We start from the raw sequence: 13673 nt of genomic DNA, 5'->3' as shown, positions 1-13673 counted from the left end.
GGTCTTGGACTGGCGCTGAGCCAGCGCATCATCAACGCGCATCAGGGGGATATCCACGTAACCAGCCAGCCTGGCTGCGGGGCGATATTCACTCTGATTTTACCTCTTAACCCGCAGGGAAATCCGTCAGAATGAAAACGACCTATCGTATTCTCATCGTTGATGATGAAGAAAATGTTCGCCGTATGCTTGCCACCGCATTTTCCCTGCAAGGGCATGAGACACATTGCGCCAGCGACGGGAAAGCCGCACTGAGCCTGTTTAGCGAAACGCAGCCAGACGTGGTACTGATGGACATTCGCATGCCGGAGATGGACGGTATCGACGCGCTGAAAGTTATGCGCACGCAGCAACCACGGATCCCCGTCATTCTGATGACCGCTTACGCTGAAGTAGAAACCGCAGTAGAAGCTTTACGTAGCGGCGCATTCGACTACGTGATTAAGCCCTTTGATCTCGACGAGCTAAGCATGGTGATTCAACGCGCATTGCAACTGCAGGAGATGAAACAGGAAATCCGCAATCTGCATAAAGCGTTGACCACCAGCTGGCAGTGGGGACATATTCTGACCACCAGCCCGCGTATGATGGATATCTGTAAAGACACGGCGAAAATCGCCCTCTCCCAGGCAAACGTGTTGATTAGCGGTGAAAGTGGTACAGGAAAAGAGCTGATCGCCCGCGCCATTCACTACAACAGCAAACGCGCCAATGGCCCCTTTATCAAAATTAACTGCGCGGCCCTGCCGGAGTCGTTGTTGGAAAGCGAGCTATTTGGTCACGAAAAAGGCGCGTTTACCGGGGCACAGACATTACGCCAGGGATTGTTCGAACGCGCTCATCAGGGAACTTTATTGCTTGATGAAATTGGCGAGATGCCGCTGGTGCTGCAGGCCAAGCTGCTGCGCATTTTGCAGGAGAGGGAGTTTGAACGCATCGGCGGGCACCAGACCATTCGCGTTGACATTCGAATCGTCGCCGCCACCAACCGCTGTCTGCAAACGATGGTGAAGGAAGGAACGTTTCGCGAAGACCTGTTTTACCGGCTCAACGTTATCCATCTGACTTTGCCGCCCTTACGCGAGCGTCGTGAAGATATTGCCTTATTAGCAAACCACTTTTTACAAAAATTCAGCTCTGAAAATCAGCGGGATATTATCGAGATCGACCCGACGGCGATGTCGATCCTCACCGCCTGGCCCTGGCCCGGTAACATTCGCGAACTGTCAAACGTCATCGAACGTGCAGTCGTTATGAATACCGGCGCGGTGATCTTTGCCGACGATCTCCCCGATCCGTTGCGCAACCCGGTGAGCGCCACAACAGAGGCAAAACCGACTTACTCCGGGGAACGCAATCTGAAAGAAGAGATTAAGCGTGAGGAAAAACGAATTATCCTCGAAGTCCTCGACAATCAGGACGGCAATCGCACCCGCACGGCGCTGATGCTGGGAATTAGCCGTCGCGCTTTAATGTATAAATTACAAGAGTACGGCATCGACCCATCGGGTTCCTGATACGCAAATTTGCTATGCAGAATTTTGCACACTGCGCAAAATTCTGCATAACCCCTCGTGGTCTCCTTTCACCAGGACCACAAAAATAAACCAATAAATTCAATAAACTAAACATTAATACGTTTCTTTAGTCATTCTGGCACCTTGCTTGCAATTCCCTGAGCGTACCCAAAATGGAGTATGCAAAAAGGGAAACATAATGAAAACAAAACTGATTACCTTACAAGACGCTGCGGGCTTCTTTCGTGACGGCATGACCATCATGGTCGGTGGTTTTATGGGCGTTGGCACACCACCTCGTCTGGTTGAAGCCCTGCTGGAGTCCGGCGTCAGGGATCTGACGCTAATTGCTAACGATACCGCCTTTGTCGATACCGGTATCGGCCCCCTGATCGTCAATGGGCGGGTGAGCAAAGTGATTGCCTCGCACATTGGTACAAACCCGGAAACCGGTCGTCGCATGATTGCCGGCGAGATGGATGTACAGCTGGTTCCGCAAGGTACCCTGATCGAGCAGATTCGCTGCGGCGGCGCGGGTCTTGGCGGCTTTCTGACCCCCACTGGCGTTGGCACCATCGTGGAAGAAGGCAAGCAAACCATGACGCTTGAGGGTAAAACCTGGCTGCTTGAACGCCCATTACGCGCCGATTTAGCGCTTATTCGCGCCCACCGTTCTGACATGCTTGGCAACCTCACCTACCAGCTCAGCGCCCGTAACTTTAACCCTCTGATTGCCCTCGCCGCTGATATCACGCTGGTCGAACCGGACGAAATGGTTGAAACAGGGGAGCTACAGCCTGACCAGATTGTGACCCCCGGCGCCGTTATCGACCATATCGTCATTCCACAGGAGAGCTAATCATGGATGCTAAACAACGTATTGCGCGCCGGGTGGCGCAAGAACTTCGCGATGGCGATATCGTCAACTTAGGTATCGGCCTGCCAACGATGGTAGCCAACTACTTACCTGCTGATATTCACATTACGCTGCAATCTGAGAACGGTTTTCTGGGGCTGGGCCCAGTCACCACCGCCCATCCTGACCTGGTGAACGCGGGCGGCCAACCGTGCGGTATTTTGCCGGGCGCGGCGATGTTTGATAGCGCCATGTCGTTCGCGTTGATTCGCGGCGGTCATGTTGATGCCTGTGTGCTTGGCGGGTTGCAGGTCGATGAGCAGGCAAACCTCGCCAACTGGGTGGTTCCCGGCAAGATGGTGCCCGGCATGGGGGGCGCAATGGATCTGGTGACCGGTGCGCGTAAAGTCATTATCGCCATGGAGCATTGCGCAAAAGACGGCTCCGCAAAAATCCTGCGTCAATGCACCATGCCGCTCACCGCGCAGCATGCTGTGCATATGCTGGTCACCGAGCTGGCTGTATTCCGCTTTATAGATGGCAAGATGTGGCTGACTGAAATCGTCGAAGGATGCGACATCGCCACGCTATGTGAAAAAACCGAAGCACAGTTTGAAATTGCCGACGATCTGCGCATCCTGCGAGGTGACGCATGATTGGCCGCATCGCTCGCTTTATGACACGGGTAGTCAGCCGCTGGCTGCCCGACCCACTGATTTTCGCCATGTTATTAACGTTGCTGACCTTTGGCATCGCGCTGTGGTTAACGCCGCAGACCCCCATCAGCATGGTGAAATTCTGGGGTGACGGTTTCTGGAACCTGCTGGCGTTTGGTATGCAGATGGCGCTGATCATCGTAACCGGCCATGCGTTAGCCAGTTCCGGGCCGGTGAAAAGCCTGCTGCGTACGGCGGCATCCGCCGCCAAAACCCCCGCTCAGGGCGTCATGCTGGTGACTTTTTTTGGTTCAGTTGCCTGCGTTATTAACTGGGGATTTGGTCTGGTGGTCGGGGCGATGTTCGCCCGCGAAGTTGCTCGTCGGGTACCGGGTTCCGATTATCCGTTACTGATTGCCTGCGCCTACATCGGGTTCCTGACCTGGGGCGGCGGCTTCTCCGGCTCAATGCCTTTGCTGGCGGCAACGCCTGGCAACCCGGTCGAGCACGTAGCGGGCCTCATTCCTGTCGCGGATACCCTGTTCACCGGCTTCAATATTTTCATCACGCTCGGCCTGATTGTGGTGATGCCGTTTATCACCCGGATGATGACGCCAAAACCTTCAGATGTGGTGAGCATCGATCCGAAACTGTTACTGGAAGAAGCTGATTTTCAGAAGAAACTGCCGCCAGATGCGCCGCCATCTGAAAAACTGGAAGAGAGCCGCATTCTGGCGCTGATCATCGGTGCATTAGGGATTGCCTATCTGGGTATCTACTTTGCCGAGAAAGGTTTCAACATCACCATCAATACCGTCAACCTGATGTTTATGATTGCCGGTCTGCTGCTGCACAAAACGCCGATGGCCTATATGCGTGCCGTTAGTGCTGCGGCACGCAGTACCGCCGGGATTCTGGTGCAATTCCCCTTCTATGCCGGCATTCAGTTGATGATGGAGCACTCCGGTCTCGGTGGGCTCATTACTGAATTTTTCATCAACGTTGCCAACAAAGATACCTTCCCACTGATGACTTTCTTCAGTTCAGCACTGATTAACTTTGCCGTGCCATCCGGCGGTGGCCATTGGGTTATTCAGGGACCGTTCGTCATGCCTGCCGCTCAGGCGCTGGGTGCCGATCTTGGCAAATCAGTCATGGCCATCGCCTACGGTGAGCAGTGGATGAACATGGCACAACCGTTCTGGGCGCTACCCGCGCTGGCCATCGCCGGTCTCGGAGTACGCGACATTATGGGCTACTGCATCACCGCCCTGCTCTTCTCCGGCGTCATTTTTGTTATTGGATTGACCTTGTTCTGACGGCAACAACTTAATTAAAGGAACTGAAAAATGAAAAACTGTGTCATCGTCAGCGCGGCACGTACCGCAATCGGCAGTTTTAACGGCGCACTGGCAACTACGGGTGCCGTCGAGCTTGGATCAATCGTCATTAGAGCCGCTCTTGAACGCGCGCACCTTGACCCACAGCGCGTGGACGAGGTGATTATGGGCAACGTGCTGCAGTCAGGACTCGGGCAAAACCCAGCGCGTCAGGCATTATTAAAAAGCGGCCTGTCCGACACCGTTTGCGGCTTTACCGTCAACAAAGTGTGCGGCTCTGGCCTGAAAAGCGTGGCGCTTGCCGCCCTCGCTATCAAGGCCGGACAAGCCCAGGCGATCGTCGCGGGTGGGATGGAAAACATGAGCCTGGCCCCCTACCTGTTAGACGCAAAAGCCCGCTGGGGCTATCGCCTCGGTGACGGGCAATTGTCCGACGTGATTCTGCGCGATGGCCTGATCTGCGCCGAGCATGGTTACCACATGGGGATCACTGCAGAAAATGTTGCCAAAGAGTATGGCATCAGCCGCGAAATGCAGGACGAACTGGCTCTGCAGTCGCAGCGTAAAGCCGTTGCCGCAATCGAGTCTGGCACATTTGAGGCTGAAATCGTGCCCGTCAGCGTGTCATCACGGAAAAAAACCATCATCGTTGAGCGTGACGAATTCCCCAAAGCTGACTCGACGGCAGCAGGCCTCGCCGCATTGCGTCCAGCCTTCGATAAAGCAGGAACCGTCACCGCAGGTAACGCCTCGGGGATCAACGACGGTGCAGCGGCATTAGTGATAATGGAAGAGTCCGCAGCACTGGAGGCTGGGCTGAAGCCATTGGCGCGGATCAAAGCCTGGGCCAGTGGCGGCGTAGCACCGGCGATGATGGGGATGGGGCCGGTTCCCGCCACGCTGAAGGCACTGCAACTGAGCGGCTTACAGCTTTCTGATATCGATCTGATCGAAGCTAACGAGGCATTTGCTGCTCAGTTTCTTGCCGTTGGTAAAACGCTGGGGTTTGATCCGCAAAAGGTTAACGTCAACGGTGGGGCAATTGCGCTGGGACACCCTATCGGCGCCAGCGGCGCGCGAATACTGGTGACGCTGCTGCATGCGCTACAGGCACGGGATCAAACGCTTGGACTGGCCACGTTGTGCATCGGCGGCGGTCAGGGCATTGCGATGATAGTGGAGCGAATGAATTAAAAAAAAGGGCCGGATATTTCCGGCCCTTTTTATCACGTCTTAATTACTCTTCAGCGTCGTCCGCTGCATCGTCATCGCTTTCCGCTTCAGGCGCGATATCCTCGTCCCCTTCAGCAGCGCTACCGTCGATGGAGTCGAGCTCTTCATCATCAACCGGTTCAGCAACGCGTTGCAGACCCACAACGTTTTCATCTTCCGCAGTACGGATGAGGATCACGCCCTGGGTGTTACGTCCTACCACGCTGATTTCCGACACGCGAGTACGCACCAGCGTACCTGCATCGGTGATCATCATGATCTGATCGGTATCTTCAACCTGCACTGCGCCGACAACGGAACCGTTGCGCTCGGTGACTTTGATGGAGATAACGCCCTGGGTCGCACGAGACTTGGTCGGATACTCTTCCGCCGCCGTACGTTTACCGTAGCCGTTCTGGGTAACGGTGAGGATAGCACCTTCACCGCGCGGAACGATCAGCGATACCACGCTGTCGCTTTCCGCCAGTTTGATACCGCGTACGCCGGTCGCGGTACGTCCCATCGGACGAACAGCCCCTTCTTTGAAGCGCACCACTTTACCGGCAGCAGAGAACAGCATAACTTCGTCACTACCAGACGTCAGGTCAACGCCAATCAGCTCATCGCCTTCGTTCAGGTTAACCGCAATGATACCGGCAGAACGCGGACGGCTGAACTCGGTCAGCGCTGTTTTCTTCACGGTACCGCTGGCGGTTGCCATGAAGACGTTGACGCCTTCTTCGTACTCACGTACTGGCAGAATTGCGGTGATACGTTCGTTAGCTTCCAGTGGCAGCAGGTTGACGATAGGACGTCCACGCGCACCACGGCTTGCTTCCGGCAACTGATAAACCTTCATCCAGTACAAACGACCGCGGCTGGAGAAGCAGAGGATCGTGTCATGGGTGTTGGCCACCAGCAGGCGGTCGATAAAGTCTTCTTCTTTAATTCGTGCTGCAGATTTGCCTTTACCGCCACGACGCTGCGCTTCGTAATCGGTTAACGGCTGATATTTCACGTAGCCCTGATGAGACAAGGTCACGACAACATCTTCCTGGCTAATCAGATCTTCGATGTTGATGTCAGCGCTGTTCGCGGTGATTTCGGTCCGACGTGCGTCGCCGAACTGTTCACGAATCAGCTCCATCTCTTCACGGATGACTTCCATCAGACGATCGGCGCTGCCCAGAATGTGCAGCAGTTCAGCGATCTGCTCCAGCAGCTCTTTGTATTCGTCGAGCAGTTTTTCGTGCTCAAGGCCGGTCAGTTTCTGCAAACGCAGATCCAGAATGGCCTGGGCCTGCTGTTCAGTCAGGTAGTACTGACCGTCACGCACGCCAAATTCCGGTTCCAGCCATTCAGGACGCGCGGCATCATCGCCGGCACGTTCCAGCATGGCAGAAACGTTACCCAGCTCCCACGAACGCGCGACCAGCGCTGCTTTCGCTTCTGCCGGGGTCGGCGCACGGCGGATCAGTTCGATGATCGGATCGATGTTCGCCAGCGCAATCGCCAGTGCTTCAAGGATGTGCGCACGGTCGCGGGCTTTACGCAGTTCAAAGATAGTACGGCGGGTTACGACTTCACGGCGGTGACGTACAAACGCAGCAATAATATCTTTCAGGTTCATGATTTTCGGCTGTCCATGGTGCAACGCAACCATGTTGATACCGAAAGAAACCTGCAGTTGGGTCTGGGAGTAAAGGTTGTTCAGAACCACTTCCCCGACTGCGTCGCGTTTCACTTCAATCACGATGCGCATACCGTCTTTGTCAGACTCGTCACGCAGCGCGCTGATACCTTCAACGCGTTTGTCTTTTACCAGCTCGGCGATTTTCTCGATCAGGCGCGCTTTGTTCACCTGATACGGAATTTCATGGACGATGATGGTTTCACGGCCAGTTTTGGCATCCGCTTCGACTTCCGCGCGTGCGCGAATGTACACCTTGCCACGGCCGGTACGGTAGGCTTCTTCAATACCACGACGACCGTTGATGATCGCGGCGGTCGGGAAGTCCGGACCCGGAATATGTTCCATCAGCCCTTCAATGCTGATGTCTTCATCGTCAATGTATGCCAGGCAGCCGTTGATCACTTCCGTCAGGTTGTGCGGCGGAATGTTGGTCGCCATACCTACCGCGATACCGGACGAGCCGTTCACCAGCAGGTTAGGAATTTTGGTTGGCATGACGTCAGGAATTTGTTCGGTGCCGTCGTAGTTATCGACGAAATCCACCGTTTCTTTTTCCAGGTCAGCCATCAGCTCATGGGCGATTTTCGACATACGGATTTCCGTATAACGCATCGCCGCTGCGGAGTCGCCATCGACAGAACCAAAGTTACCCTGACCATCTACCAGCATGTAACGCAAGGAGAATGGCTGTGCCATACGAACAATGGTGTCGTAAACGGCGGTATCACCATGAGGGTGGTATTTACCGATTACGTCACCAACGACACGGGCAGATTTTTTATAGGCTTTATTCCAGTCGTTGCCCAATACGTTCATGGCGTAAAGTACGCGACGGTGAACCGGCTTCAGGCCATCTCGGACGTCCGGCAGCGCACGGCCAACAATGACCGACATCGCATAATCCAGATAGGAGCTCTTCAGCTCTTCCTCAATGTTGACCGGTGTAATTTCTCTCGCAAGGTCGCTCATCTAACCGCTATCCCTCTACTGTATCCCGGATTCAAAGGTCGCAAATTATAACACATCCGTGCAGATTCAGGTAAATGGATTCCCCCTGACAGAGGCTTTATTCATCCCGTCAGGCTGATATACTCATTTGCATCGCAAATTTAGGAGTAGAAGCCCCAATGAATGCCGAAAAACCTCCGGTAACTCACAACGTTGATCAGGAAGAAATTGCCAAGTTTGAAGCAGTCGCGTCACGCTGGTGGGATCTTGAGGGTGAATTTAAGCCACTGCACCGTATTAACCCACTGCGCCTGGGCTATATCACGGAGCGCTCAGGCGGCCTGTTTGGTAAAAAGGTACTCGACGTCGGCTGCGGCGGCGGCATTCTGGCGGAAAGCATGGCGCGCGAGGGCGCAACCGTCACCGGGCTGGACATGGGCTTTGAACCGTTACAGGTAGCAAAACTGCATGCGCTGGAGAGTGGCATCCAGGTGGAATACGTTCAAGAAACGGTTGAAGAACATGCGGAAAAACATGCGCATCAGTATGACGTTGTGACCTGCATGGAAATGCTGGAGCACGTACCGGACCCGCAGTCGGTGGTCAGGGCCTGCGCCAGACTGGTCAAACCGGGCGGCGAAGTGTTTTTCTCCACGCTTAATCGCAACGGCAAATCCTGGCTAATGGCGGTGGTCGGCGCGGAATATATTTTGCGTATGGTGCCGAAAGGCACGCATGATGTGAAAAAATTCATTAAGCCGGCTGAACTGTTAGAGTGGGTTGACCAGACCGTGCTGAAAGAGCGTCATATGACCGGCCTGCACTACAACCCGATCACCAACAGTTTTAAACTCGGCCCCGGCGTTGATGTGAACTATATGCTACACACTACCGCGCAAGCAGATTAACCCCCTCCACCCGGCCGGATAAGGCGTGCAACGCCGCAATCCGGCACCGTACCTGATAGTGCGCAGCTTTCGGGCCTGCGCATCGCCTACCAATCCTGAGTAGGATCGTCAGGGCAATTTTTGCGCCAGGTCATAAGAACTTACCTTGCCTTAGATGAAGAAATCAGCACTCGATCAAATTTTCTATTTTTTTTCTCAATTATTGACATCCTCGCCAGGCCTTATAAGACGCGCACTTAGCGATTATTACCCTTTTGCAACCTCAATTTAACCTCAAAATCAACTCTTGTACTGAAAAGAATCCCTACTAGAATACTCACCATATAGCGTCTACTTTATCAAACAACCCCTACATATAGTATTTATCCACAGACTTAGTCACAACATGACTTTGTGGATAATATGGGGGATATTTTTTCTTTCACGGACAGGTAAAAAACCACATGAATCAGAGTCTGCTGGTGACAAAGCGTGATGGTAGTACAGAGCGCATCAATCTCGACAAAATCCACCGAGTTCTGGATTGGGCGGCAGAAGGACTGAATAACGTATCGATTTCTCAGGTCGAGTTGCGCTCCCACATTCAGTTTTATGACGGTATCAAGACATCCGATATCCATGAAACAATCATCAAAGCTGCCGCCGACCTGATCTCCCGCGAGGCACCGGATTATCAGTACCTGGCTGCTCGCCTGGCGATTTTCCATCTGCGCAAAAAAGCCTACGGCGAGTTTGAACCGCCGAAACTGTTCGACCATGTCGTGAAAATGGTTGAAATGGGCAAATACGACAATCATCTGCTGGAAGACTACACGGAAGAAGAGTTCAAGCAGATGGACTCGTTCATCGTACACGACCGTGATATGACCTTCTCCTACGCTGCGGTGAAGCAGTTAGAAGGTAAATACTTGGTACAAAACCGTGTTACCGGTGAGATTTATGAAAGCGCGCAGTTCCTCTACATTCTGGTAGCGGCCTGCCTGTTCTCTAACTATCCGCGTGAAACGCGTCTGCAATACGTAAAACGTTTCTACGACGCCGTTTCTACGTTTAAAATTTCGCTGCCGACGCCGATTATGTCCGGCGTGCGCACCCCTACCCGTCAGTTCAGCTCCTGCGTACTGATCGAGTGCGGCGACAGCCTGGACTCCATCAACGCCACCTCCAGCGCGATTGTGAAATACGTTTCCCAGCGCGCCGGCATCGGTATCAACGCCGGTCGCATCCGTGCGCTGGGTAGCCCGATCCGCGGCGGTGAAGCGTTCCACACCGGTTGTATTCCGTTCTACAAGCACTTCCAGACCGCGGTAAAATCCTGCTCCCAGGGCGGCGTACGCGGCGGTGCTGCAACGCTGTTCTACCCAATGTGGCACCTGGAAGTTGAAAGCCTGCTGGTCCTGAAAAACAACCGTGGCGTCGAAGGCAACCGCGTGCGTCACATGGACTACGGCGTACAGATCAACAAACTGATGTACACCCGTCTGCTGAAGGGCGGCGACATCACGCTGTTCAGCCCGTCCGACGTTCCAGGCCTGTATGATGCGTTCTTCGCTGACCAGGACGAATTCGAACGTCTGTACACCAAATATGAAAACGACGACAGTATCCGCAAGCAACGCGTGAAAGCCGTTGAGCTGTTCTCACTGATGATGCAGGAACGTGCCTCTACCGGGCGTATCTATATTCAGAACGTTGACCACTGCAACACCCATAGCCCGTTTGATCCAATTGTCGCTCCGGTGCGCCAGTCTAACCTGTGCCTGGAAATCGCCCTGCCGACCAAACCGCTGACCGACGTTAACGACGAAAACGGCGAAATTGCGCTGTGTACGCTGTCCGCATTTAACCTCGGTGCTATCAACAGCCTGGACGAGCTGGAAGAGCTGGCCGAATTGGCGGTGCGCGCGCTGGATGCGCTGCTCGATTATCAGGATTATCCGATTCCTGCCGCCAAACGCGGCGCGATGGGTCGCCGTACGCTGGGTATTGGCGTGATCAACTACGCCTACTGGCTGGCGAAAAACGGTAAGCGTTATTCTGACGGCAGCGCGAACAACCTGACTCACAAAACCTTTGAAGCCATTCAGTATTACCTGATGAAAGCCTCTAACGAGCTGGCGAAAGAGCAAGGCGCGTGCCCGTGGTTTAACGAAACGACCTACTCCAAAGGTATTCTGCCGATCGATACCTATAAAAAAGATCTCGATGCTATTGTCAACGAGCCGCTGCATCTGGACTGGGAACAACTGCGCGAATCCATCAAAACGCACGGTCTGCGTAACTCCACGCTGTCAGCCCTGATGCCATCGGAGACCTCTTCGCAGATCTCTAACGCCACCAACGGTATTGAACCACCGCGCGGCTATGTGAGCATCAAAGCGTCGAAAGACGGTATTCTGCGCCAGGTCGTGCCGGACTACGAACACCTGCACGACGCGTACGAACTGCTGTGGGAAATGCCGAACAACGATGGCTATTTGCAGCTGGTAGGTATCATGCAGAAATTTATCGATCAGTCGATTTCCGCCAACACCAACTATGATCCGTCGCGCTTCCCATCCGGAAAAGTACCGATGCAGCAGTTACTGAAAGACCTGCTCACCGCCTACAAATTTGGTGTCAAAACGCTGTATTATCAAAACACCCGTGACGGTGCGGAAGATTCTCAGGACGATCTGGTGCCGTCCATTCAGGACGATGGCTGCGAAAGCGGCGCATGTAAGATCTGATGAACGATGCCGGGTGGCACCAGGCTCACCCGGCCTACAGTAGCTTGGTTTGTAGGCCGGAAAGGGTGCTTGTAACGCCATCCGGCACTCATCCCACAAAGGATTCACATCAATGGCATACACCACTTTTTCACAGACGAAAAATAACCAACTTCTGGAACCGATGTTCTTCGGCCAGCCGGTGAACGTCGCCCGCTACGATCAGCAAAAATATGACATCTTCGAAAAACTGATCGAAAAGCAGCTCTCTTTCTTCTGGCGTCCGGAAGAAGTTGATGTTTCTCGCGATCGCATCGACTACCAGGCGCTGCCGGAGCATGAAAAGCATATCTTCATCAGCAACCTGAAATATCAGACGCTGCTGGACTCCATTCAGGGACGTAGCCCGAACGTGGCGCTGCTGCCGTTAATCTCGATCCCTGAGCTGGAAACCTGGGTGGAAACATGGGCGTTTTCAGAAACGATCCACTCCCGTTCCTACACCCACATCATTCGTAACATCGTGAACGATCCGGCGGTGGTGTTTGATGACATCGTCACCAACGAGCAGATCCAGAAACGCGCGGAAGGTATTTCCAGCTATTACGACGAATTGATTGAGATGACCAGCTACTGGCATTTGCTGGGCGAAGGCACGCATACCGTTAACGGTAAAACGGTTGTCGTAAGCCTGCGTGAACTGAAGAAGAAGCTGTATCTGTGCCTGATGAGCGTGAACGCGCTGGAAGCGATCCGCTTCTACGTCAGCTTCGCCTGCTCCTTCGCCTTCGCCGAACGTGAACTGATGGAAGGCAACGCGAAAATTATTCGCCTGATCGCCCGCGATGAAGCCCTGCATTTGACCGGGACCCAGCATATGCTGAACCTGCTGCGCAGCGGCGTGGACGATCCGGAAATGGCGGAAATCGCCGAAGAGTGTAAACAAGAATGTTACGACCTGTTCGTACAGGCTGCGCTGCAGGAAAAAGAGTGGGCGGATTATCTGTTCCGTGACGGCTCAATGATTGGCCTGAACAAAGACATTCTGTGCCAGTACGTTGAGTACATCACCAACATCCGCATGCAGGCTGTCGGACTCGACTTGCCGTTCCAGACCCGCTCTAACCCAATCCCATGGATCAACACCTGGCTGGTGTCTGATAACGTGCAGGTTGCGCCGCAGGAAGTGGAAGTCAGCTCTTACCTGGTCGGCCAGATCGATTCGGAAGTCGATACCGACGACCTGAGTAACTTCCAGCTCTGATGGGCCGCGTTACTCTGCGCATCTCTGGCACACAACTGCTGTGCCAGGATGAACACCCTTCCCTGCTTGCCGCGCTCGAATCGCACAATGTTGAAGTTGAATACCAGTGCCGCGCAGGTTATTGCGGCTCCTGCCGTACCCGTCTGGTAGCGGGACAGGTCGACTGGATTGCCGAACCTCTGGCCTTCATTCAGCCAGGTGAAATTTTGCCCTGCTGCTGTCGGGCCAAAGGCGATATTGAAATAGAGCTGTAACGCGTGGCGGGATAAAAATTACGACTAAAAAAGAGCCGCCGATGGACGGCAGCTCTTTATTTCTCCTGGAGGCAGGTATGGCCACGTTGACGGCAGACGGCCTTATCTAGCCGTTAATAACGTTTGATCCAACCAGGCCTGTGACCGGAGGTGCATCACAGACCTTGTGCCATTACTCTTTATTCAGGAATGTCACTGCTTTGTCGGGGAAGTCGGTGAACAGCCCGTCAACGCCCGCCTTGTTATACAGAATGTCATACAGCTGGTTTACGTCAGTGGTGTAATCCGGCAGCTGATCGGCACGAACGGTATAAGGA

11 protein-coding genes and 1 pseudogene are annotated in these 13673 nt (G+C 53.9%); 10 read left to right on the top strand and 2 right to left on the bottom strand.

The genetic code is table 11. The features are described from left to right. From KQJ19_RS18390 to KQJ19_RS18365, 6 genes are all read left to right on the top strand, one after another. The coding region (locus tag KQJ19_RS18390; RefSeq protein ID WP_253296376.1) for an ATP-binding protein at positions 1 to 135 on the top strand (135 nt) is incomplete at its 5' end. After that, positions 132 to 1517: an acetoacetate metabolism transcriptional regulator AtoC gene (gene atoC, locus KQJ19_RS18385; RefSeq protein WP_049268993.1), complete on the top strand. Its 1386-nt coding sequence runs from the start codon at positions 132 to 134 to the stop codon at positions 1515 to 1517. The genes KQJ19_RS18390 and atoC, both read left to right, overlap by 4 nt. A 199-nt stretch (positions 1518 to 1716) precedes the next feature. After that, on the top strand, positions 1717 to 2376 hold the full coding sequence (atoD, locus tag KQJ19_RS18380) for an acetate CoA-transferase subunit alpha (protein ID WP_016157020.1): 660 nt from the start codon (positions 1717 to 1719) through the stop codon (positions 2374 to 2376). A 2-nt stretch (positions 2377 to 2378) separates the two neighbouring features. Further along, positions 2379 to 3029, top strand: coding sequence for a 3-oxoacid CoA-transferase subunit B (locus KQJ19_RS18375; RefSeq protein WP_016157021.1), 651 nt, complete (start codon positions 2379 to 2381; stop codon positions 3027 to 3029). After that, on the top strand, positions 3026 to 4348 hold the full coding sequence (locus tag KQJ19_RS18370; protein WP_016153794.1) for a TIGR00366 family protein: 1323 nt from the start codon (positions 3026 to 3028) through the stop codon (positions 4346 to 4348). The genes KQJ19_RS18375 and KQJ19_RS18370 overlap by 4 nt, the downstream gene beginning before the upstream one ends. 30 nt (positions 4349 to 4378) lie before the next feature. Next, complete coding sequence (locus KQJ19_RS18365; RefSeq protein WP_216403955.1) at positions 4379 to 5563, top strand: acetyl-CoA C-acetyltransferase; 1185 nt, start codon at positions 4379 to 4381, stop codon at positions 5561 to 5563. 43 nt (positions 5564 to 5606) lie between these two features. Here the strand turns inward: KQJ19_RS18365 and gyrA are convergent, their stop codons facing one another. Then, positions 5607 to 8243, bottom strand: coding sequence for a DNA topoisomerase (ATP-hydrolyzing) subunit A (gyrA, locus tag KQJ19_RS18360; RefSeq protein WP_016153796.1), 2637 nt, complete (start codon positions 8241 to 8243; stop codon positions 5607 to 5609). Between the two features lie 158 nt (positions 8244 to 8401). On the opposite strand from gyrA, the gene ubiG reads away from it, so the two are divergent. From ubiG to yfaE, 4 genes are all read left to right on the top strand, one after another. Continuing rightward, positions 8402 to 9130 carry a bifunctional 2-polyprenyl-6-hydroxyphenol methylase/3-demethylubiquinol 3-O-methyltransferase UbiG gene (gene ubiG / locus KQJ19_RS18355; RefSeq protein ID WP_016157023.1) on the top strand — a complete coding sequence of 243 codons (729 nt, stop codon included), beginning with the start codon at positions 8402 to 8404 and terminating at the stop codon, positions 9128 to 9130. Positions 9131 to 9573: 443 nt separating this feature from the next. Then, entirely contained in the window at positions 9574 to 11859 is a 2286-nt protein-coding gene (gene nrdA, locus KQJ19_RS18350; protein WP_016153798.1) for a class 1a ribonucleoside-diphosphate reductase subunit alpha, read from the top strand. Between the two features lie 112 nt (positions 11860 to 11971). Beyond that, positions 11972 to 13102, top strand: coding sequence for a class Ia ribonucleoside-diphosphate reductase subunit beta (gene nrdB, locus KQJ19_RS18345; RefSeq protein ID WP_181627186.1), 1131 nt, complete (start codon positions 11972 to 11974; stop codon positions 13100 to 13102). Further along, positions 13102 to 13356 (top strand): ferredoxin-like diferric-tyrosyl radical cofactor maintenance protein YfaE, encoded by a 255-nt coding sequence (gene yfaE, locus KQJ19_RS18340; protein ID WP_016153800.1) that lies wholly within the window; start codon positions 13102 to 13104, stop codon positions 13354 to 13356. The genes nrdB and yfaE overlap by 1 nt, the downstream gene beginning before the upstream one ends. Positions 13357 to 13528: 172 nt before the next feature. On the opposite strand, the pseudogene glpQ reads toward yfaE, so the two are convergent. Further along, positions 13529 to 13673, bottom strand: a pseudogene (gene glpQ / locus KQJ19_RS18335) (glycerophosphodiester phosphodiesterase); the annotation flags it as partial.

Source organism: Citrobacter sp. S46_ASV_140 (assembly GCF_018919545.1).
GTDB classification, from domain to species: Bacteria; Pseudomonadota; Gammaproteobacteria; order Enterobacterales; family Enterobacteriaceae; genus Citrobacter; species Citrobacter braakii.
Note: the sequence above shows the minus strand (reverse complement) of the source record. Positions and strands in the feature narration are given on the sequence as shown.